19 protein-coding genes are annotated in these 19,835 nt (G+C 68.4%); 14 read left to right on the forward strand and 5 right to left on the reverse strand.

The window, feature by feature from the left end; genetic code table 11:
• Positions 1-19 precede the first annotated feature (19 nt).
• Entirely contained in the window at positions 20-676 is a 657-nt protein-coding gene (locus ACX9MN_RS04940; RefSeq protein ID WP_056521486.1) for a DUF2155 domain-containing protein, read from the reverse strand.
• A 128-nt stretch (positions 677-804) separates the two neighbouring features.
• Positions 805-1,221: an NADH:ubiquinone oxidoreductase subunit NDUFA12 gene (locus ACX9MN_RS04945; protein WP_020091666.1), complete on the reverse strand. Its 417-nt coding sequence runs from the start codon at positions 1,219-1,221 to the stop codon at positions 805-807.
• A gap of 514 nt (positions 1,222-1,735) precedes the next feature.
• Between ACX9MN_RS04945 and ACX9MN_RS04950 the strand changes: the two genes are divergently transcribed.
• Positions 1,736-5,467 carry a vitamin B12-dependent ribonucleotide reductase gene (locus ACX9MN_RS04950; RefSeq protein WP_427507710.1) on the forward strand — a complete coding sequence of 1,244 codons (3,732 nt, stop codon included), beginning with the start codon at positions 1,736-1,738 and terminating at the stop codon, positions 5,465-5,467.
• 461 nt (positions 5,468-5,928) lie between these two features.
• Complete coding sequence (locus ACX9MN_RS04955; protein ID WP_427507709.1) at positions 5,929-6,657, forward strand: SDR family NAD(P)-dependent oxidoreductase; 729 nt, start codon at positions 5,929-5,931, stop codon at positions 6,655-6,657.
• Between the two features lie 63 nt (positions 6,658-6,720).
• On the opposite strand, the gene ACX9MN_RS04960 is transcribed toward ACX9MN_RS04955, so the two are convergent.
• Positions 6,721-7,116 carry a tautomerase family protein gene (locus ACX9MN_RS04960; RefSeq protein WP_489723821.1) on the reverse strand — a complete coding sequence of 132 codons (396 nt, stop codon included), beginning with the start codon at positions 7,114-7,116 and terminating at the stop codon, positions 6,721-6,723.
• A gap of 117 nt (positions 7,117-7,233) precedes the next feature.
• Between ACX9MN_RS04960 and ACX9MN_RS04965 the strand changes: the two genes are divergently transcribed.
• From ACX9MN_RS04965 to ACX9MN_RS04995, 7 genes are all read left to right on the forward strand, one after another.
• The gene (locus ACX9MN_RS04965) at positions 7,234-8,118 is read left to right on the forward strand and encodes a LysR substrate-binding domain-containing protein (RefSeq protein WP_489723822.1); all 885 of its coding nucleotides are present in this window, start codon (positions 7,234-7,236) and stop codon (positions 8,116-8,118) included.
• Positions 8,119-8,479: 361 nt separating this feature from the next.
• A complete protein-coding gene (locus ACX9MN_RS04970) occupies positions 8,480-8,869 on the forward strand; it encodes a tautomerase family protein (RefSeq protein ID WP_020091661.1) in 390 nt (129 codons plus the stop codon).
• 280 nt (positions 8,870-9,149) lie between these two features.
• The gene (locus ACX9MN_RS04975; RefSeq protein ID WP_026604708.1) at positions 9,150-10,361 is read left to right on the forward strand and encodes an ABC transporter substrate-binding protein; all 1,212 of its coding nucleotides are present in this window, start codon (positions 9,150-9,152) and stop codon (positions 10,359-10,361) included.
• A 135-nt stretch (positions 10,362-10,496) separates the two neighbouring features.
• The gene (locus tag ACX9MN_RS04980) at positions 10,497-11,369 is read left to right on the forward strand and encodes a branched-chain amino acid ABC transporter permease (protein WP_020091659.1); all 873 of its coding nucleotides are present in this window, start codon (positions 10,497-10,499) and stop codon (positions 11,367-11,369) included.
• Between the two features lie 38 nt (positions 11,370-11,407).
• On the forward strand, positions 11,408-13,456 hold the full coding sequence (locus tag ACX9MN_RS04985; RefSeq protein ID WP_489723823.1) for a branched-chain amino acid ABC transporter ATP-binding protein/permease: 2,049 nt from the start codon (positions 11,408-11,410) through the stop codon (positions 13,454-13,456).
• Positions 13,449-14,171: an ABC transporter ATP-binding protein gene (locus ACX9MN_RS04990; RefSeq protein WP_010682999.1), complete on the forward strand. Its 723-nt coding sequence runs from the start codon at positions 13,449-13,451 to the stop codon at positions 14,169-14,171. Before ACX9MN_RS04985 ends, ACX9MN_RS04990 begins: the two co-directional genes overlap by 8 nt.
• 349 nt (positions 14,172-14,520) lie before the next feature.
• The gene (locus ACX9MN_RS04995) at positions 14,521-15,852 is read left to right on the forward strand and encodes a hemolysin family protein (RefSeq protein WP_489723824.1); all 1,332 of its coding nucleotides are present in this window, start codon (positions 14,521-14,523) and stop codon (positions 15,850-15,852) included.
• Between the two features lie 124 nt (positions 15,853-15,976).
• Here the strand turns inward: ACX9MN_RS04995 and ACX9MN_RS05000 are convergent, their stop codons facing one another.
• Positions 15,977-16,228, reverse strand: a complete 252-nt coding sequence (locus ACX9MN_RS05000; RefSeq protein ID WP_489723825.1) for a hypothetical protein — start codon at positions 16,226-16,228, stop codon at positions 15,977-15,979.
• A 315-nt stretch (positions 16,229-16,543) separates the two neighbouring features.
• On the opposite strand from ACX9MN_RS05000, the gene ACX9MN_RS05005 reads away from it, so the two are divergent.
• The 3 genes from ACX9MN_RS05005 (at position 16,544) to ACX9MN_RS05015 (ending at position 17,684) form a co-directional block, all read left to right on the forward strand.
• Positions 16,544-16,804 carry a hypothetical protein gene (locus ACX9MN_RS05005; RefSeq protein ID WP_056521516.1) on the forward strand — a complete coding sequence of 87 codons (261 nt, stop codon included), beginning with the start codon at positions 16,544-16,546 and terminating at the stop codon, positions 16,802-16,804.
• A gap of 222 nt (positions 16,805-17,026) precedes the next feature.
• A complete protein-coding gene (locus ACX9MN_RS05010; protein ID WP_489723826.1) occupies positions 17,027-17,290 on the forward strand; it encodes a hypothetical protein in 264 nt (87 codons plus the stop codon).
• Positions 17,291-17,432: 142 nt separating this feature from the next.
• The gene (locus ACX9MN_RS05015; protein WP_020091655.1) at positions 17,433-17,684 is read left to right on the forward strand and encodes a hypothetical protein; all 252 of its coding nucleotides are present in this window, start codon (positions 17,433-17,435) and stop codon (positions 17,682-17,684) included.
• Positions 17,685-17,820: 136 nt separating this feature from the next.
• Here the strand turns inward: ACX9MN_RS05015 and ACX9MN_RS05020 are convergent, their stop codons facing one another.
• Positions 17,821-18,105: a hypothetical protein gene (locus ACX9MN_RS05020; protein WP_020091654.1), complete on the reverse strand. Its 285-nt coding sequence runs from the start codon at positions 18,103-18,105 to the stop codon at positions 17,821-17,823.
• Positions 18,106-18,409: 304 nt separating this feature from the next.
• Between ACX9MN_RS05020 and ACX9MN_RS05025 the strand changes: the two genes are divergently transcribed.
• Both ACX9MN_RS05025 and ACX9MN_RS05030 read left to right on the forward strand, forming a co-directional pair.
• A complete protein-coding gene (locus tag ACX9MN_RS05025; RefSeq protein ID WP_489723827.1) occupies positions 18,410-19,084 on the forward strand; it encodes a MarR family winged helix-turn-helix transcriptional regulator in 675 nt (224 codons plus the stop codon).
• A 14-nt stretch (positions 19,085-19,098) separates the two neighbouring features.
• The gene (locus ACX9MN_RS05030) at positions 19,099-19,818 is read left to right on the forward strand and encodes a hypothetical protein (protein ID WP_489723828.1); all 720 of its coding nucleotides are present in this window, start codon (positions 19,099-19,101) and stop codon (positions 19,816-19,818) included.
• The last annotated feature ends 17 nt before the right edge of the window (positions 19,819-19,835 follow it).

The following is a 19,835-nucleotide window of genomic DNA, read 5'->3' on the forward strand; positions in this document are numbered from 1 at the left end:
GACTCGCCCGCGGGCGGCGTCAGCGGAACAGCGCGTCGAACAGGTTCTGCGGCTGCTGCTGCGGCGGCGGGGCCGGCGCCGGCCCCTCGTTCGACGGGAAGAACTTGCGCGAGGGCTTCTGGCGGGGCTGCACCGGCACGCCGCGCGGCGCCTCCACGTCTACCTGCCCGTTGGCATTGAGCTGCTGGGCGGTCTTGGTCGCGTCCTTGCCGGGGCGCTTCGCCTTCTCGGGCTTGGCCGCCACGGCCGGGACGTCCTCCTGCTCCTTGGCCTCGGCGATCACGTCGCTGCCGCCCTTACAGTCGACCAGCCACACGTCGTAGATCGGGTGCTCGATCGCGTGCAGGCCGGGGCTCGACGCGAACATCCACCCGGTGAAGATCCGGCGATACTTGTTGTCGAGGGTGACCTCGTCGACCTCGAGGAACGCCGTGGTCTTGGCGCTCTCGGTCGGCGGGCGCGTGTAGCAGACCCGCGGGGTGAGCTGCAGGGCGCCGAACTGCACGGTCTCGTCGACCGCCACCTCGAAATTGACGATCCGGCCGGTGATCTTGTCGAGGCCGGAGAACACCGCGGTCGGGTTCTTGATCTTGTCGGCGGCGGCGGGGCCGGCGCAGACGAGGAGCGCGAGGCCGGGGGCGAGCGCGCGGCGTGCGAGGGCGGTGATGCGGCTCAAGGCTCGGACCCCTGGACGAGGGTGACCGGCCGCGCCAACGGGTGCGCGGCGGGCGATCGGGATTGACCCGTCATGAACACCGGAACGGTGGCGGCAAAAGGGCGCCGGCTCCGCGACGGGTCGCGGCTCTACTCGCCCGGCGTCCAGGACACGTAGTCGCCGGTCGCGGCCGGCCGCTGGCCCCAGGAGAGCTGCGAGCCCGCCGGCCGGTACGCGTTCGCGGTGCCGGTCTGGTTCTCGATATGGGGCTTCTGCCACGCCTTCGGCTGATAGGTCTCCTCGCTCGGCGCGACGTCGACGTTGTGGCAGAGCCAGCCGCGCCAGCCGGGGGGTACCTTCGAGGCGTCGGCGTAGCCGTTGTAGACGACCCAGCGGCGCTCCGAGCCCACCGAGCGGTCGATCAGCGCGCCCTCCGCCTTGTAGTACTTGTTCCCGAACTCGTCCTCGCCGACGAAGATTCCGGTGCGCGCGGTCTGGAGCGCGACGGAGACGGTCTGGCCGTTCCACCACGTGAAGATGCGCAGCAAAGTGTCCTTCAGCGCCATCGCCGGTCCCGGAATCGTGGCGCGCCGCGAGGGCGCTCGTGGGCGCCGTTATGGTGACCGCGCGCGTGTGAGTCCAGCCGCATGACGGAAGTGTCGCCCCGGGGCAACGCTCGGCCCGCGCTTTCGGCCTCCGGTTCCGGCCATCCGCCGGTTCCGCTCCCTAGGGTTGTGAATCTAAAATTTTCCCGATCCGATTCCCGAAAGCCGGAAGGACACTTATCCCGGCCCGGGACGATATCCACAGGCTTTTGCGAGCCGGCACAACATCTAGCGGGGAACAAGGCCGTCGAACACCACTTGTTGACGTGAGAGTGAAGGCGGCGGTAATCTCCCTGCATCGGTCGCGCCCCGCGGAAGTGGTGCGTTGGGCAGGGGCGGCCGTTCCTAATTTTCGTTCGCGGGACCGAGGCACGTCTCTCAGCCGGGCGTGGTCGGCCGCGAATCCCACTATCGGGCTAGACCCCGCGTCGCGCGGGGCCGGGACCCTCGTGTCCCGACGGGAGAGGTGTGTTTCATGCGGTTCGAGCGTCGCTACACCACGGCCGGACAATCGCCCTACGCCGGGATCCCCTTCCGCAAGGCCCTGAGCGAGATCCGCAACCCGGACGGCTCGGTCGTGTTCCGCCTCGACGGCATCGACGTGCCGGAGAGCTGGAGCCAGGTCGCGAGCGACGTTCTCGCGCAGAAATACTTCCGCAAGGCGGGCGTTCCGGCGCGGCTGCGCAAGGTCGAGGAGAACGCGGTCCCCTCCTTCCTCTGGCGCTCGGTGCCGGACGACGCGGCCCTGGCCGAGATCCCCGAGGACGAGCGCTTCGTCTCCGAAGCCTCCGCCACGCAGGTCTTCGACCGGCTCGCCGGCTGCTGGACCTACTGGGGCTGGAAGGGCGGCTACTTCTCGTCGGAGGAGGACGCCTCGGCCTTCATGGACGAGCTGCGCTTCATGCTGGCTCGCCAGATGGTGGCGCCGAACTCGCCGCAATGGTTCAACACCGGCCTGCACTGGGCCTACGGCATCGATGGCCCCAGCCAGGGCCACTACTATTGCGACCCGCAGACCGGCGTGCTGACCAAGTCGGCCTCGGCCTACGAGCACCCGCAGCCGCACGCCTGCTTCATCCAGTCGGTCCAGGACGACCTCGTCAACGACGGCGGCATCATGGACCTGTGGGTGCGTGAGGCGCGCCTGTTCAAGTACGGCTCCGGCACCGGCTCGAACTTCTCGATGCTGCGCTCGGAGAACGAGAAGCTCGGCGGCGGCGGCAAGTCCTCGGGCCTGATGAGCTTCTTGAAGATCGGCGACCGCGCGGCCGGCGCGATCAAGTCGGGCGGCACCACGCGGCGCGCCGCCAAGATGGTGATCGTCGACATCGACCACCCGGATATCGAGGCCTTCATCGACTGGAAGGTGAAGGAGGAGCAGAAGGTCGCCGCCCTGGTGACGGGCTCGAAGGTCGTCTCCAAGCACCTGACGCTGGTGATGAAGGCCTGCACGCAGTGCGAGGCCGAGGGCGATGCCTGCTTCGATCCGGAGCGCAACCCGGCGCTCAAGCGCGAGATCAAGGCCGCCCGCCGCGCCTCCGTGCCGGATTCCTACATCAAGCGCGTGGTGCAGTTCGCCCGCCAGGGCTTCACCAAGATCGAGTTCCCCGTCTACGACACCGACTGGGATTCGGAGGCCTACCTCACGGTCGCCGGCCAGAACTCCAACAACTCGGTCTCGCTGACCGACGACTTCCTGCGCGCCGTCGAGGCGGATGCCGACTGGCAGCTGACCGCCCGCACCACCGGCAAGGTCACCAAGACCCTGAAGGCCCGCGACCTGTGGGAGCGGATCGGCGAGGCCGCCTGGGCCTCCGCGGACCCGGGCCTGCACTTCAACACCACGATGAACGACTGGCACACCTGCCCGGCGGGCGGGCGGATCCGGGCCTCGAACCCGTGCTCCGAGTACATGTTCCTCGACGACACCGCCTGCAATCTCGCCTCGGCGAACCTGCTGACGATGTATGACCGGGATACCAAGCGCTTCGACGTGGAGGCGTTCGAGCACCTCAACCGCCTCTGGACGGTGGTGCTCGAGATCTCGGTGATGATGGCGCAGTTCCCGTCCAAGGAGATCGCGGAACTCTCCTACCGCTACCGGACGCTGGGTCTCGGCTACGCCAATATCGGCGGCCTGCTGATGACCATGGGCCTTCCTTACGATTCCGACGCGGGCCGGGCGCTCGCCGGTGCCCTCACCGCCATCATGACCGGCGTCGCCTACGCCACCTCGGCCGAGATGGCCGCGGAACTCGGCACCTTCCCGGCCTACGACGAGAATGCCGACGCGATGCTGCGGGTCATCCGCAACCATCGCCGGGCCGCCCACGGCGAGGCCGGTGGCTACGAGTTCCTGAACGTCGCGCCGGTCGCCCTCGACCACGCGAACATCCCGCAGGCGGATCTGGGCGACCATGCCCGCGCCGCCTGGGACCGGGCGCTGAAGCTCGGCGAGGAGCACGGCTACCGCAACGCCCAGGCCACCGTGATCGCGCCGACCGGCACGATCGGCCTCGTGATGGATTGCGACACGACCGGCATCGAGCCCGACTTCGCACTGGTGAAGTTCAAGAAGCTCGCCGGCGGCGGCTACTTCAAGATCATCAATCAGGCCGCTCCGGACGCCCTGCGGGCGCTCGGCTACCGCGAATCCGAGATCGCCGAGATCGAGGCCTACGCGGTCGGCCACGGCTCGATGGGTCAGGCGCCGGGCATCAACCCGACGACGCTGCGCGCCAAGGGCTTCACGGACGAGAAGATCGCCGCGGTGGAGAAGGGCCTGAAGTCGGCCTTCGACATCAAGTTCGTGTTCAACCGCTGGACGCTCGGCGACGATTTCCTCACGCAGACCCTCCGGGTCCCCGCCGAGAAGCTGTCGGACCCGACCTTCGAGCTGCTGCCGTTCCTCGGCTTCACCAAGAAGGAGATCGAGGCCGCCAACACCCACATCTGCGGGGCGATGACCCTGGAGGGCGCGCCGGGACTGAAGCTCGAGCACTACCCGGTCTTCGACTGCGCCAACCCGTGCGGCCGGATCGGCAAGCGCTACCTCTCGGTCGAGAGCCACATCCGCATGATGGCGGCGGCGCAGCCCTTCATCTCGGGGGCGATCTCCAAGACCATCAACATGCCGAACGACGCCACGGTCGAGGATTGCAAGGCGGCCTACCTGCTGTCCTGGCGCCTCGCCCTCAAGGCGAACGCCCTCTATCGCGACGGCTCGAAGCTGTCGCAGCCGCTCAACTCGGCGCTCATCTCGGATGACGAGGACGAGGCCGATGAGGGGATCGAGGCCCTGATCCAGGCGCCGGCCGCCGCCAAGGCCGCCGCCGCCGCGGAGAAGATCGTCGAGCGCGTGATCGAGCGCGTCGAGCGGATCCGCTCCCGCGAGAAGCTGCCGGCCCGCCGGAAGGGCTACACCCAGAAGGCGGTGGTGGGTGGCCACAAGGTCTACCTGCGCACCGGCGAGTACGACGACGGCCGCCTCGGCGAGATCTTCATCGACATGCACAAGGAGGGCGCGACCTTCCGGAGCCTGATGAACAACTTCGCCATCGCGATCTCGCTCGGCCTCCAGTACGGCGTTCCGCTCGAGGAGTACGTGGAGGCTTTCACCTTCACGCGGTTCGAGCCGGCCGGCTTCGTGCAGGGCAACGACGCGATCAAGAACGCGACCTCGCTCCTCGACTACGTGTTCCGCGAGCTGGCGGTCTCGTATCTCGGCCGCGCCGACCTCGCCCATGTCAGCCCCGCCGAGATCGGCGGCACGGTGATCGGCGGCGGCGAGAGCGGCGACACGACCCGCGAGGGCCCGAAGCCCGCGCCGGCCTCCTCGGTCGTGTCCCGCGGCCTGCTGCGCGGCTCGGCCGACCGGCTGACGCTGATCCAGGGTGGCCCGGCCGGTGCCAGCCTCGGCGTCGGCGCGGCTGGCACCGGACAGTCGGCGCCTGCCGGCGGCACGGTCCACGCGCTCCGCGGCAGCACGGCGCTGAAGGCGGAGCCTGCGGTGGCCGGTCAGGCCGAGACGATCGCCGACACCCTCCCCTTCGCCAAGGCGGAGAGGAGCGTCGCAGACCGGCGGGCCGAGGCGAAGATGAAGGGCTATGTCGGCGAGGCTTGCCCGGAATGCGCGAACTTCACGCTGGTCCGCAACGGCACCTGCCTGAAGTGCGACACCTGCGGTTCGACGACAGGGTGCTCCTGATACGCCGACGGCTCGTACGATAAAGAAGGCCTAAGTTGCTTGCCGCTCTGAGTTGAACCTGCTGAGGTTTCAGCGAGATATATCTCAGAGCGGCATTCGACCGCCTGCGTCCGAGAGGGGCGCCGATTAGCGGACGGTATCCGCGCTCGCTGTACCGGTCAGTGATCCCCCGAACATGTCGAGCATGTTCGGGGGAAGCTGCGCTTAGACGGACCAATGGTCTCTGCGCTGCGCGTGCGACGAGATCGAGACCTGTTCGCGATGAGCCGGTCGCACCTGTGATGGTGCGGATCAGGCCTTCGCCCTAACCGAGAGCCGGAAGGGTGCACGACGACGCGGTCATCGCGGCTGCCAAGCGGCCAGAGGGCGCCTATGTATCGTGCGAGGCAACGCCAGCCATCGAACCGGGCTGGTCTCGACTGAAGGTAGCCGATCCGCGCGCCCGCTGAGACGACGTCGCCATGACCTCATCGACTTCGACCAGCGCGGTCGTGATCGGCGCCTCCGGCGGCATTGGCCGAGCCCTTGTCTCCGGACTGGCTGCGAGCGGAGCCTACGCTCCGATCTTCGCCCTCTCGCGCTCGCAGCCATCGTTCCCGCACGGCATCCGCAGCCACGCGATCGACCTTACCGACGAGGCGTCGGTCGCTGCGGCCGCGGCTGCGGTCGCGGAGGCCGGACCGGTCGGTTTGGTCATCGTCGCGACCGGCATCCTCCATCAGGACGGCGTCGCGCCCGAGAAGGCGCTGAAGGCGCTCGATCCCGGCGCGATGGCCGCCGTGTTCTCCATCAACGCGATCGGCCCCGCCCTCGTCGCCAAGCATTTCGTCCCGCTGCTGGCACGAGAGGGACGTTGCGTGTTCGCAGCGTTGTCGGCACGGGTCGGATCGATCGAGGATAATCGCTCGGGCGGATGGTACGCTTACCGCGCCTCGAAGGCGGCTCTGAACCAGATCCTGCGGACCCTATCGATCGAGGTGGCCCGCAGCCGCCCGGACGCGATCGTCGTCGGCCTCCATCCGGGCACGGTCGCTTCCAACCTGTCGCGGCCCTTCCGCCCAGATCCGGGCGCCCCCGGCGTCTTTCGACCCGACGAGAGCGCAGCTCATCTTCTGCGCGTGCTCGGCGAGCTCGACGTGGCGGACACCGGAAGCGTCTTCGCCTGGGACGGCGCGCGCGTCCCGGCCTAGGGCTCGGAACCGGTCAGCGCGAGGCGGCGGTCCCGCCAGGCAGATCGCATTGCCCCGGACGGATCAGTCCACGTCGTCCTGGACGTAAGACGCCAGGCCGTTGCCGAAGGACCACTCGTCTCGCGCGTTCGGCGACAGGACGATGAGCACGTCTTCCGGACGAAGACCGAGATCGGCGACGAGGTTGTCGGTGATCGCTCTGTAGAGAGCCTTCTTCTTCGCCGTGTCCCGCCAATTGCCCGCGACGATGTTGATGATCACCACGTCGTCGGTGCGTTGAAGCCCGAGATAGTCGGAATCGTAGATCAGCTCGTCCGGCGCGTGCTGATGGATGAGGTGAAAGCGGTCGTCTGCGGGCACGCCGTAGGCGTTGCGCAGGCCGCGATGGATGCCGTCCGAGATGGCTCTGATATGGGCCGGTGACTTGCCCTTGAGGAGCGAGATGCGAACGAGGGGCATGGCTTGCGGTCTCCTGCGACGTCGAGCGGCTGGCCGCCTTGACGCTCGCCGTTTACGCCCCCAGGATCGTCCGGAAAATTTGAAACACCTGAATAAAGACTTTCCGGAAATTGAAGCATGGCGACGCGCACCAACCTCGACATGGACGTGCTCCGCACCTTCGTGACCGGGTTCGAGCTCGGCAGTTTCGCCCGCGCGGCCGAGCGACTGGGGCGGTCGCAATCGGCCGTCAGCACGCAGCTCCGGAAGCTGGAGGAACAGGTCGGTCAGCCGCTCGTGCAGAAGGCGGGACGCGGTCTCGCGCTGACCGCCGCCGGTGAGAGCATGCTCGGCTACGCGAAGCGGCTCTTGGAACTCAACGACGAGGCGGTCGACCGGCTGCGCGGACCCGAGCTCGAGGGCTGGGCGCGGCTGGGCCTCGCGCAGGATTTCGCCGAGGGCTGGCTGCCGGCGGTGCTCATGCGGTTCTCGCGGGCCTATCCGCGTGTGCGTATCGAGGTTCAGGTCGGGCTCGGCGCGCAGCTCGTCGAGAAGACCCTGAGGGGCGAGCTCGACGTCGCGCTGGTCTGGGGGGACGGCAGCGGTGCCCCTCACGCGCACCGGGTCGCCGAAGTGCCGATCCACTGGATCGGCCCCCCGGACTGGCCGGGTCTCGCGGACCCGGTCCGGGAACCCGTCCCGTTCGCGGCCTTCACGCCGCCGTGCACGTTCCGGTCCGCGGCCGTGTCTGCCCTGGACGGTCGCGGCTTGCCCTGGCGGCTCGTCTTCACCAGCCCCAGCCTCTCGGGACTCTGGGCCGCCGCCGAAGGTGGCTTGGGTGTCACCGCGCGCACCGCCGTCGGCCTGCCGAAAACGCTGAGCGTTCTCGATCCGGCCGCGACCGGCCTGCCGCCTCTTCCGAGCGCGTCACTGACACTCCACCAGGCCGAAGCCGAATTGGCGCCGGCCGTCGCACGGCTCACCGATATTCTTCTCGAGACCATAAGGGAGCACGTCGCGTAAGGGCGCGATGGCCAGTGACGGGCTCTCGGCGCGCCGCAGACACCCCGGCCATCGAACATCAGTCCTCTCGGTCTCTGCCCGCGCGCGAACGGGGACCGATCGCCCTGGCCAGGACTTCTCGAGGAGAGACCGCGAGAGGCACCCGACCGCTGTTCGGACCTTGCCCTGTCCGCGTCGCGAGGCTCGATCACGGGGCGGCGGAGCCGAGGGTGACGTGGCTCGCGCCAGCGGAGATGAGGCCCCATCATTCGGTTTTGTCGAACACAGGGTGGCGAACTTTCAAATTATCCGAACACTCCAGGTCACGTAAGTCTTCGTCCGTTGGCCGCCGCGGCGGTCGCGAAGCCACGGACCGACGACCATGCCCTTCATCAATGTCAAAGTCGCGGGTACGCCCCTCGCACCCGAGCAGATCACGGCGATCCAGGCGGGCATCACCCGGTTGATGGCCACCGTCCTGCACAAGGTCGCGCCTCTGGTCGGCGTACTGGTCGAGGCGGTGCCTGCCGCGGGATGGAGCGTCGGTGCCGAGCCGATCGCCCGCGCCGCGCAAGTGGACGCCATCATCAGCGCGGACACGAACACGCCCGATGAGAAATCGCGCTTCATTTCTGAAGTAAACCGGCTCCTGAAGACCGTCCTCGGGGCCGAACTGGCGGAGGTGTCCTACATCGTCATCCACGAGGTGCCGAAGGACAGCTGGGGTTACGACGGCCTGACCCAGGCGGAGCGCGGGCGCCGCCGCGCATAGCTCGCAGCGTTCCGCAGGTGGGGGCGCCGGATCATGTGTCGGCCGACCGGCGCCGCCGGCCTATCACGAACGCGCCCGGCGCTTAATCCGACTGCCGGCACCGACGACGTGAAATTGTGGTGCCTGCAGCTTTTACGACATGTGGAACGGACAATCTGTATTAATCGTCTGGGATCGCCCAAAATCTCAGCTTGACGGCTCGACCCGTCTCGGGAGATCTCCCTCCCAGAGTGCCACGGTGAAGGGCACACCGCGCACGCGGAATCTTGGAGAGGAAACGATGGTCTTCGCAGGTCGCGCTGCAGCCGCGGTGCTGTTATTGACGATGGTGTCGGCCCCGGCGCGGGCCGCGGACCCGATCAAGATCGGGCTGAGCGGGCCCTATACGGGCGGCTCGTCTTCGATGGGTGTCTCGATGCGGGACGGCGCCAAGCTCGCCGCCGCCGAGATCAACAAGGCCGGCGGCGTTCTCGGCCGGCCGATCCAGCTGATCGAGCGCGACGACGAGGCCAAGAACGAGGTCGGCGCGCAGGTCGCGCAGGAACTGATCAACAAGGAGAAAGTCGTCGCGAGCGTCGGCTTCATCAATACCGGCGTGGCTCTGGCCGCCCAGCGCTTCTACCAAGAGGCCGAGATCCCGGTCTTCAACAACGTCGCGACCGGGACGATCATCACCAACCAGTTCAAGGAGCCGGACTACGACGCCAACTACGTCTTCCGGAACTCCGCCTACGACGTGCTTCAGGCCGGCCTGATGGTCGACGAGGCCCTTGCCCAGGGTCACAAGAAGATCGCGGTCCTGGCGGACTCGACCAATTACGGGCAGCTCGGGCGCGAGGACATCGAGAAGTATCTCGCGACCAAGAACGTGAAGCCCGTCGCGGTCGAGAAGTTCAACATCAAGGACGTCGACATGACGGCCCAGCTGCTGAAGGCGCAGCAGGCCGGCGCCGAGGTGATCCTGGCCTACGGCATCGGGCCGGAACTGGCCCAGATTGCCAACGGCATGGCCAAGCTCGGCTGGAAGGTCCCGATGATCACGAGCTGGCCGTCCTCGATGCAGAGCTTCATCGACATCGCCGGCACGAACGGCAACGGCGTGATCATGCCCCAGACCTTCATCGAGGATCAGACCCTGCCGAAGCGCAAGGCGTTCCTTGAGAACTACTACAAGACCTACGGTGTCACGAAGATCCCGACCCCCGTGGCCGGCGCCCAGGGCTACGACTCGATCTACCTCCTCGCCGCGGCGATCAAGCAGGCCGGCGGCACCGACGGCGCGAAGATCCGCGCCGCCCTGGAGAACCTGAACGAGAAGGTCGAGGGCGTGGTCACGACCTACGACAAGCCCTTCACGGCGAAGGACCACAACGCCATCTCGCGCAACATGGTCGTGTTCGGGAAGGTGCAGGACGGCAAGATCGTCTACGCCAAGGACGAGGACGCCAAGAACGCCGGCGTGGTTCGTCTGAAGGAGAAGTCCTCGAACTGAGGATCCGGACGCTGCGCCCGCGACGGGCGCGGCGTCTCCCTAAGGGCCGGCGGCGTAACAGCCCGCCGGCGCTCAGCACAGCGGTCCCGCGGCGCCCGCCGCGCGACCGGACGTCCCTCCGGCGACAGCGATCCCATGGAAATCCTGCTCCAGCTCATCGCGTCCGGCGTCGCGGTCGGCATGATCTACGCCGCCATCGCGTTCGGCTATCAGCTGACCTTCGCGACCTCGAAGACCCTCAATTTCGGCCAGGGCGAGGCGCTGGCCCTCGGGGCCCTGTTCGGCCTGACCCTGGTGCCGTTCGTCGGCTACTGGCTGATGATCCCGCTGGTCCTGGTCTTCGGCTTCGCCCTCGGAGCCGTGGTCGAGCGCCTCGGCGTGCGCCCGGCCGTGAAGATCAAGTCCGAGTACGGGTGGATCATGGCCACCATCGCGCTCGGCATCATCTTCAAGAACGTCGCCGAGAACGTCTGGGGACGTGACGACCTCAAATTCCCCTCCCCGCTGCCCGAGACGGCGCTCCAGGTCGGCGGCGTGCGCGTCCTGCCGATGGAACTGCTGATCGTCGCGGGCGCGCTGCTGATGATGCTGGCGGTGGAGATCTTCAATCGCAAGTCGATCTGGGGGAAGGCGGTCGTCGCCACCTCCAACGACATCGACGCCGCCGGGCTGATGGGCATAAACACCCAGAAGGTCATCACCCTCTCCTACTCGATCAGCGCCATGACGGCGGCCTTCGCGGGCGTGCTGGTGGCGCCCGTCACCCTGACCGGGGCGACGATGGGCTCCGTGCTGGCGCTCAAGGCCTTCGCGGTGGCGATCATCGGCGGCCTCGAATCCGGCCTCGGCGTCATCGTCGGCGGCCTGATCCTCGGCGTCGCGGAGACGCTGACCGGCTTCTACATCTCGACCGGCTACAAGGACGTGCCGGGCCTGATCCTGCTCCTCGTCGTCCTCTCCATCCGCCCGGTCGGCCTGTTCGGCAAGGCCGTCATCAAGAAGGTCTGAGCGTGACCTCCCGCGCAATTCTCACGGCAGCCTGAGCCATGGCGCAGACCCTCGCCCCCACCGAAGCGCCCGCCCCGGCGGCCGCCCCCAGCCTGTCGCGCCACGTCGGCATCCTCGGCGCCGTGCTGCTGGTCGTCGGCCTCGCGGTCTTCCCGCACGTGGTCACGAGCTCGTACTACATCCACCTGATGATCGTGATCGCGATCTACGCGATCCTGATCCTCGGGCTCGACATCGTGGTCGGCTATACCGGGCAGGTGAGCCTCGGCCATGCCGGCCTGTTCGGCGTCGGCGCCTACTCGGCGGCGGTGCTGTTCCTGCACTTCAAGCTCGGGATCTGGTGGGGTATCCTGGCCGGGATCGGGGTGACCTCGGCCTTCGGCGTGCTGCTCGCCGTGCCGGCCCTGCGGGTGACCGGCCCCTACCTCGCCATGGTGACGCTGGCCTTCGGCACCATCGTCCAGATCTTCATCAACGAGCTGACGCCGCTGACCAACGGTCCCCTCGGCATCACCCTGCCGCCGGCTCGGGTCCTCGACTTCTCGCTGCTGGGCCTCCAGGCCCCCTGGGGCGCGGCCGGCCGCAAGCTCGAGTTCTACTACCTGGTCTGTCTGGCGCTCCTGGCCACGATCCTGGTCGTCAACCGGGTGGTGCGCTCGCCCTACGGCCGCGCCTTCGAGGCGCTGCGCGACTCGCCGATCGCCTGCGATTGCATGGGCGTCAGCGTCTACCGCTACAAGGTCTACGCCTTCGTGATCTCGGCGGCTTTGGCCGGCCTCGCCGGCGCGTTGTTCGCCTGGTCGGAGCGCTACGTGGCGCCGAACTCCTACGGGTTCGAGCTGACCGTGCTGTTCCTCCTCGCCGTCACGATGGGCGGCCGCAAGTCGCGCGCGGGGCCGATCATCGGCTCGGCGATCATCGTGATGATGCCGAACGTGCTCGCCGATATCGGCCTGGTGCGGATCATGGCGGGGATCATCGCCGCCGCGGCACTGGTCGTGGGCGCACTCGCCTTCCTGCGCCGCCGGGAGAACCGGTTCGCCCTGCTGGTGCCGGTCGCGCTCTGCCTCGCCTTCTTCCCGGCGACGCTCGCGCTCGAATCGGTCACCGACTTCCGGCTGACGGTCTTCGGCCTGATGATCCTGTTCGTGGTGTATTACCTGCCGGACGGGATCGTGGGCTTCCTCCGCGAGAAGATCCCCGCCCTGCGCCCGGCCCACACGGCCGAGGGCAAGAGCCTCCACGCCGAGGGCGCGGCCCTCAGCGTACAGAGCGGCGACCGGGGCGCCGACCCGCTCCTCACCGTCGATCAGGCGCTGATGCAGTTCGGCGGCCTCAAGGCGCTGGCCGGCGTCGATCTCACGGTGCGGCCGGGCACGATCCACGGGCTGATCGGTCCCAACGGATCCGGCAAGAGCACGATGATGAACGTGCTCACCGGCATCTACAAACCGACCGGCGGCAGCGTGACCCTCGCGCGCGGCCAGGGGACGAAGCGCCTCGACGGGCGCACCCCGTCGGAGATCGCCGCTGCCGGCGTGGCACGCACCTTCCAGAACGTGCAGCTCTTCCGCGAGATGACCGCGCTCGAGAACGTGCTGGTCGGCCTGCACCACAGCTTCCGCGGCACCCTGTTCGACGCGATCCTCGGCACGCCCCGGCGGCGCCGGGAGGAGCGCGAGCAGCGCGCCCGCGCCATGGCGATCCTCGACTTCGTGGGCCTCGGCGCCCTGGCGCAGGTGGAGGCCCGCAACCTGCCCTACGGCAAGCAGCGGCTCCTCGAGATCGGTCGCGCGCTCGCCCTCGACCCGGTCCTGCTGCTCCTCGACGAGCCGGCCGCGGGCCTCACCGCCCCCGACATCGCCGAGCTGACGGCGATCATCCGCAAGATCCGCGATGCCGGCATCACGGTGATCCTGATCGAGCACCACATGGACGTGGTCATGGGCCTGTGCGACCGCGTCAGCGTCCTCGATTTCGGCCACAAGATCGCCGAGGGCAGCGCCCGCGAAGTGCAGGCCGACCCGAAGGTGGTCGAGGCCTATCTCGGCAGCCCCGTCGCCGACGAGGAGATGACCCATGCTTGAGGTCACGGGTCTGTCGGCCGGCTACGGCCAGGTGGAGGTTCTGCACGGCCTCGACTTCCAGGTTCCGAAGGGCCAGGTCGTGGCGCTGATCGGCTCCAACGGGGCCGGCAAGACCACCACGATGCGCGCCCTGTCGGGCATGATCCGGCCGCGGGCCGGTTCGATCCGCCTCAACGGACAGGAGATCGGCGGCCTCGACAGCCACGACGTCGCCCGGTTCGGCCTCGCGCACTCGCCGGAGGGCCGGCGCGTCTTCCCGACGCTCTCGGTCGAGGACAACCTGACCCTCGGTGCCTTCCCGCGCCTGACCGGCTCGCGTCCGAAAGGCGACGTCGCGGCCGACCGCGAGCGGGCCTTCGAGATGTTCCCGAGGCTCAAGGAGCGGCGCGCGCAGCTCGCCGGCACGCTCTCGGGCGGCGAGCAGCAGATGCTCGCCATGGGCCGGGCGCTGATGCTGCGGCCCGAGATCCTCCTGCTCGACGAGCCCTCGATGGGCCTCGCTCCCAAGCTGGTGGAGGAGGTCTTCCGGATCATCCGGCTGCTCAAGGCCGAGCAGGTGACGATGCTGCTCGTCGAGCAGTTCGCCATGGCGGCGCTCGGCGTCGCCGACCACGCCTACGTGCTGGAGAACGGCCGGATCCGCTTCCAGGGCCCGGCGCAGCAGATGCGCAACGATCCGGCCGTGCGGGCGGCGTATCTCGGCGGCAGCCACTGACACCCGACCGCGGATCGGTGCCGCGCGCGGCCTGGGATGTCCCCCCAGTCTCGGCGCCCGGCATGACCCTGTCCCGCCGGGGCCGGCGGGTCACGCCCGGGGCACCGTCGTCGGCGCGGCTCGCGAGTGCCTGACGGTCGGCGCATCGTCCTCGCGGACAAGCGCCCGCGCTCGCGAACGCCCTACAGGATTGTCCGACGCCGGGCGCGGGCGGCCCGGTGTCTGCTGAGGTTCGCCGGGGACAACGCTGAGGCCGGTCGGGCTCTGATGCCCGTAGGCCGCGCCGCCGCTCTCCTGTAGAGACCGTCGGGACGCGGCCGGCGTGACGGCCACACGGGAGGTGTCGATTTTGGACGACGGTTGGGCGACTGCCTTAGGGTTGTTTGCCGTCCTCGCCCTGGTTCTGGCGAACGGCTTCTTCGTCGCAGCGGAGTTCGCCCTGGTCGCGGTGCGCAGGAGTCGCGTCGCCGAACTCGTCGCCGAGCGGCGCGTGAACGCGAAGGCGCTGCTCTGGGCCACGGACCACCTCGACGCCCACCTCGCGGCGACGCAGCTCGGCATCACCATCTCGTCCCTGGCGCTCGGCTGGGTCGGCGAGCCGGCGCTGGCCCACCTGATCTTGCCCACACTGACGTGGCTGCCGGACATGCTCTCGACGGCGGCCGCCCACACGGTCGCCGTGGTGATCTCGTTCGTCATCATGACGGCGCTGCACATCGTGCTGGGCGAGTTGGCGCCGAAGAGCCTCGCGCTCCAGCGCAGCGAGCGCACGGCCCTGGCGGTGATCCGTCCGCTCAGCGTGTTCCTGTTCGTCTTCCGCCCGGCCATCCTGTTCCTCAACGGGCTCGGCAACGGCGTCCTGCGCCTGTGCGGATTGCAGCCCGGCCACGGCGAGGGCGGCCACCACTCGACGGCCGAGCTCAACCTCCTGGTCGAGGCGAGCCGCGAGGCAGGCCTCATCCGCGAGGCTCAGCAGGAAGCGGTCGAGCGCATCTTCCGGCTAGGGGACCGCCGGGTCCGCGAGATCATGACGCCGCGCCACGAGGTCGAGTGGGTCGACCTCGACGGATCGCCCGAGGAGATCACGCGGGCGGTCCGCGCCTGCAGCCACGCCCATGTCGTCGTGAGCCGCGGCGGCATCGACGAGGTCGTCGGCGTGCTGCGCAAGCAGGACCTGCTCGATCAGATCCTCGACGGGCGGACCCTCGATATCGCCACCGCCATGCGGCCGCCGAACGTCGTCCACGAGGGCATGACGGTTCTCACGGCGCTGGAGAGCTTCCAGCGCAACCCCGTGCAGCTGGCGGTGATCGTCGACGAGTACGGCAGCCTGGAAGGCATCGTCACGCAGACGGATCTCCTCGAGGCGATCGCGGGCGACATACCCGAGGTCGGTGAGGACCCGGCGGTCGTCGAGCGCGAGGACGGCTCGCTGCTCATCGACGGCATGATGCCGGCCGAGGACGCGTTCGAGCGTCTCGCTTTCAACGATCCGCCGGGCACGGACGACTACACGACTTTGGCCGGCTACGTGATCTTCCAGCTCGGCCGCATTCCGGCGGCGGGGGACGCGTTCGTGGCGGAGGGGTGGCGTCTCGAGGTGGTCGACATGGACGGCCGTCGCATCGACAAGGTCCTGGCCACCCGCTTGCCGGCGCGGGCGCCGGTCGGAGAGGCGTGAGCGCGTCGCCGGGCCATCAATCGGCGCATATCCAATCGGCGCATATGCCTGCGAGAATCGCGGGCGCGTCGTCTCGCGCGGCGGTAGCCGTCGACCGCGCGAGTTCGGAGCGATATCGCAACCGTCAGTAGTGATCGTAGCGATAGCCACCGTAACGTCGCCCTTCGTAGAAGCGCGCGTCCCTGCGTCCGTAGCCACCGAACTCACGGTGGCGGCGATAGCCGTGCGCGGGCGCCCAGGGTGGCGGGCCGCCGTGACGGAAGCCCCGCTCTCCGCGGGCCCAGGGCGGATCGGCGAAGGCGGCCGAGGTCGATCCGAGGATGCCTCCGGCCAGTGTCAGTGTGCCGAGCAGGATCAGCGTTGGCGTGCGGATCATGGATGCCTTCCTCACAGCGGGGGCGTCCCGCGTCGCCCCAGTTACGGTGCTCCGCGGCAAACCGTTCCCCGCCGTCGCGAAGGCACGAGGCCGGTCAGCTCGGAGCCTCTCCGAATAACCGCGCGGTCTTCAGGATCGCGCTGGTCCGAGAATAAGCACAGGTGGCGATGGAACGGCACAGGTTTCGGTGGAACAGACGTTCACAGCGTGATCGTGCGCAGTCACGACGTCGATAGCGGCACGAATAGCGGCACGAATTGTCGGAACGGTCCCGGAGATCCTGCCGTTTAGGGGCTCCAAAACAGGAGACGCTCCATGACACGCTTGCCGATTATCGTCCTCGCCACCCTCGCACTCGGGGGCAGCGCCGTCGCCGCCGAGCAGGGGGCCTCGTCCAAGACTCCGGGCCACGAGATGCAGGATCGCGGGAGCCGGGCCGGGAGCCCGGGCGCGTCCGGTTACGCGCCGGGCCACGAGATGAAGTCCGGCGGGACGGACTCGACCGGTTCGACGTCGCGAAGCGGCGGAAGCACGACGGGCACCACCGGCACCAGCTCGACCGGCACCCGTCGCTGACACGACCGTCGTCCCGTCCGGCCATTTTGCCCGACGGGACGAACCGGCTGCAAGTCGAGCAATGCTGATCAACAAGGATCCGGGCTCGGTTCCGGCTCATGAGGCGCGGATCGCCGAAGATGAATTGTCGATGAACGGCAGGATTGATTAATTTCGTGAGCCGTGGAACGCGATGATTGGCGACTGCATTTCTCGTTTCAGTTCGATGAACGAGGTTGGAGTATGAAGAAGCTTATCACGACCCTGGTCGCCGGCACCGCGCTGCTGGGTGCAGTCTCTGCCGCTCAGGCCCATGAGTGGGGTGGCGGCTATGGCTACGGCTACGGTCCGGATCACGGCCATTCTCGCGTGATCGTGCGCGAAGGCTACGGCGACGGCTATCGCGGCGTTCGCTTCGGCCACCGAGACTGGGATCGTCCGGATGTTCGCGTGATCGAGCGTCGCGGGTACGGTCATCGTCATCACGACGACGATTGGGACGATTGATCCGACCCAGATTCATGCGGAGCAGAGAGGCGCCCGGCCGGGCGCCTCCTTTTTTATTTCCGATCATCGGCGCACCGCATGCAACGGTTTGGCGCCCGTCCGGCTTTCTGAGCGGTTCATCGACACGAGGAACAGCATCGCTATGCCGGTACGTCTGATCACGACTGCTCTGCTTCTGTCCGCAGGGGCCACGGCCGCGCTCGCCGCGCCCATGTCGGCCGACGACAAGGCGGCGCTCCAGCAGCAATGCATGGGCGATTTCACGACCTTCTGCGGTGGCATGCCGCCTGACGATGGGCCCGAGACTCAAGCCTGTTTCGAGAAGAATATGGCCAAGCTGTCGCCGGGCTGCCAGGGCGCCATCCAGAGCTACAAGCAGGGCAAGAAGGGCTGATCCAACCCGGCTGTCGTCTCCCGAGATCGGACGCGATCAGCCTCGCCATCGGTCCCGCGCGGGTCTGATCGCACAGGCAATACAGCGGATCGAAGACCGTAGACGCGGGGGCGGCCCGAGCCGCCCCCGCCGGTGTTCAGTAGCTGTAGGACCGGCGTGGGTAGGCCTGGGGCGCGCCGTACCCGGTGTCGCGCGGCTGGACCCGCGACCCGTACTCGATCTCCTTGCGCCGCGCCTGCCGGTTGGCGAGGTAGCGGCCGCCCAGGCAGCCGGCGACGGCGCCGACGACGCCGCGCTCGGCGAGGTAATGGCCCGCCAGACCGCCGATGATCGCGCCCTTGATACAGCCCTTCGCCTCAGCCGCACCGACGCTCATGAGTGTCACGAGAGCGATGGCGGATGCTTGTCCCACGATGCGCATACTGATGCTCCTCTTCGATCCGGAAGAGAATGCACCTGCGTCACGACCGTTCCGGACGTCGGAAAAGGGGTCGGCGCCCCCTTGTTCGTCGCCGCGGAGGTCCGATTGTTTCGCGCGCCTCGCTTCGTCCTGATGTCGGCGCCGATCCTGTGGCTCCGCGACCGACGATCGTGCCGGACGGAGCCGTCGCCGTCGGAGGTCGTCCTCCGCAAGCAATGGCCCGTTCCAGAGCTGCGGTGCGCGTGCGGAGCGGCGGTTGCCACTCCGCTTGACTCCAATACTTAGGACTCCTAATTATCGGTCCATGGACCACGCGGCCGACCCAGATCCCGTCCTGATCCGCCTGCGCGAGGGCTTCGAGCGCGTCGCCCTCGTGCTGCGGGCCGATCTGTGGGCGGCCGCGGGCGATGCGGGCCTGAATCCGACACAGGCGCAGGTGCTGGCGCTGCTCGCGGGACGCCCGGCCGGCCTGAGAGCGAAGGAGATCGCCGCGCAGCTGGCCGTCTCGGCACCGAGCATGGCCGACACGCTCGCCGCGCTCGCCCGCAAGGCCCTGCTGACGCGTGCGCCCGATCCCGCGGATGCCCGCGCGGTGATCGTGCGCCTGACCGACGAAGGCCGCGCGCTCGGGCGCGCCCTCGCCGCGGCCACGTCACAGGTGATGTCGGCTCTGGCGCGGCTGACGCCGCCTGAGCAGGCGGATCTCCTCCTGACCCAGATCAAGCTCATCCGGACCCTGCAGCAGTCGGGTGCCATCCCCGTGCAGCGGATGTGCGTCAGCTGCCGCCATTTCAGGCCGAACGCCCATCCGGCCGAGGCCCAGCCCCACCATTGCGCCTTCGTGAACGCCGCGATCGGGACCCGGGATCTCCGGCTCGATTGCGGCGAGCATGAAGCGGCCGATCCCGACGTCCAGGCTGCCACCTGGACGTCCTTCGCGAATGGATCGCCGCCCCTCCGAGCACCACGAGAGACCTGAAAGGACACATCGTCATGACGAGGATCAAGGCACGGGGCGTCGGCCTCGTGGCGGCGGCTCTGTGCGCGCTCTCCACCGGCGCCTCGGCCGGGCCCATCCGGGCGCAGCCGAGTTCCGCTGTCCTGGCGTCGTTCGACATCGTCGAGACGACGATCGCGACCAAGGGCGACACCGCCGTCTTCACCACCCGGGTCCGGGGCGAGGCGGGCAAGGACAAGCCGGATGCCACCGGCAAGTTCGAGGGCTCGAGCGTCTACGCCTACGTCTGGCCGACGACCCTCGACAGCGACGCGATCGGCTTCGACAAGGCTCAGGGTATCGTGGCGCTCGCCGTCACCTTCCACCCCGATTTCGACGACGCGGCCTACGGTGCCAGGAACCGCCATGTCTGGCACCCGCACTGGGTGGTGCTCGCCAAGGACGCGGCCTGCGGCGGCGGCCTGAAGGTCGTGGATATCCCGGACGGCGCGAAGCCGAAGGTTCCGCCGACCTGGCCGAAGGTCCCGCTCCTGATCGACAGCCCGGACTACCCGACCACCTTCCGGGGCGACACGGTTCAGGTCGAGATCCCGGTCTCGCTCATCACCGGCATCAAGGGTGCCTCGTTCGACGGGGTGACGTCCGGCCTCAAGGTGAACGGCAACCTGCACGCGCCGCTGCTCTGCGTCAGCGACGTCTTCAAGGTCGCCTCGGGCAACCTGTCGCTGCCGGGCAAGGTGACCCCTCAGAAGTAGGACGCGCGACAGGAAGC

Source organism: Methylobacterium sp. 1A (genome assembly GCF_058072805.1).

What these genes read in the sequence shown, in the direction of transcription:
- ACX9MN_RS04945 (WP_020091666.1), bottom strand. Translation starts at nt 1,221, where the DNA reads ATGGCGCTGAAGGACACTTTGCTGCGCATCTTCACGTGGTGGAACGGC.
- ACX9MN_RS04950 (WP_427507710.1), top strand. Translation starts at nt 1,736, where the DNA reads ATGCGGTTCGAGCGTCGCTACACCACGGCCGGACAATCGCCCTACGCC.
- ACX9MN_RS04955 (WP_427507709.1), top strand. Translation starts at nt 5,929, where the DNA reads ATGACCTCATCGACTTCGACCAGCGCGGTCGTGATCGGCGCCTCCGGC.
- ACX9MN_RS04960 (WP_489723821.1), bottom strand. Translation starts at nt 7,116, where the DNA reads ATGCCCCTCGTTCGCATCTCGCTCCTCAAGGGCAAGTCACCGGCCCAT.
- ACX9MN_RS04965 (WP_489723822.1), top strand. Translation starts at nt 7,234, where the DNA reads ATGGCGACGCGCACCAACCTCGACATGGACGTGCTCCGCACCTTCGTG.
- ACX9MN_RS04970 (WP_020091661.1), top strand. Translation starts at nt 8,480, where the DNA reads ATGCCCTTCATCAATGTCAAAGTCGCGGGTACGCCCCTCGCACCCGAG.
- ACX9MN_RS04975 (WP_026604708.1), top strand. Translation starts at nt 9,150, where the DNA reads ATGGTCTTCGCAGGTCGCGCTGCAGCCGCGGTGCTGTTATTGACGATG.
- ACX9MN_RS04980 (WP_020091659.1), top strand. Translation starts at nt 10,497, where the DNA reads ATGGAAATCCTGCTCCAGCTCATCGCGTCCGGCGTCGCGGTCGGCATG.
- ACX9MN_RS04985 (WP_489723823.1), top strand. Translation starts at nt 11,408, where the DNA reads ATGGCGCAGACCCTCGCCCCCACCGAAGCGCCCGCCCCGGCGGCCGCC.
- ACX9MN_RS04990 (WP_010682999.1), top strand. Translation starts at nt 13,449, where the DNA reads ATGCTTGAGGTCACGGGTCTGTCGGCCGGCTACGGCCAGGTGGAGGTT.
- ACX9MN_RS05000 (WP_489723825.1), bottom strand. Translation starts at nt 16,228, where the DNA reads ATGATCCGCACGCCAACGCTGATCCTGCTCGGCACACTGACACTGGCC.
- ACX9MN_RS05005 (WP_056521516.1), top strand. Translation starts at nt 16,544, where the DNA reads ATGACACGCTTGCCGATTATCGTCCTCGCCACCCTCGCACTCGGGGGC.
- ACX9MN_RS05010 (WP_489723826.1), top strand. Translation starts at nt 17,027, where the DNA reads ATGAAGAAGCTTATCACGACCCTGGTCGCCGGCACCGCGCTGCTGGGT.
- ACX9MN_RS05015 (WP_020091655.1), top strand. Translation starts at nt 17,433, where the DNA reads ATGCCGGTACGTCTGATCACGACTGCTCTGCTTCTGTCCGCAGGGGCC.
- ACX9MN_RS05020 (WP_020091654.1), bottom strand. Translation starts at nt 18,105, where the DNA reads ATGCGCATCGTGGGACAAGCATCCGCCATCGCTCTCGTGACACTCATG.
- ACX9MN_RS05025 (WP_489723827.1), top strand. Translation starts at nt 18,410, where the DNA reads ATGGACCACGCGGCCGACCCAGATCCCGTCCTGATCCGCCTGCGCGAG.
- ACX9MN_RS05030 (WP_489723828.1), top strand. Translation starts at nt 19,099, where the DNA reads ATGACGAGGATCAAGGCACGGGGCGTCGGCCTCGTGGCGGCGGCTCTG.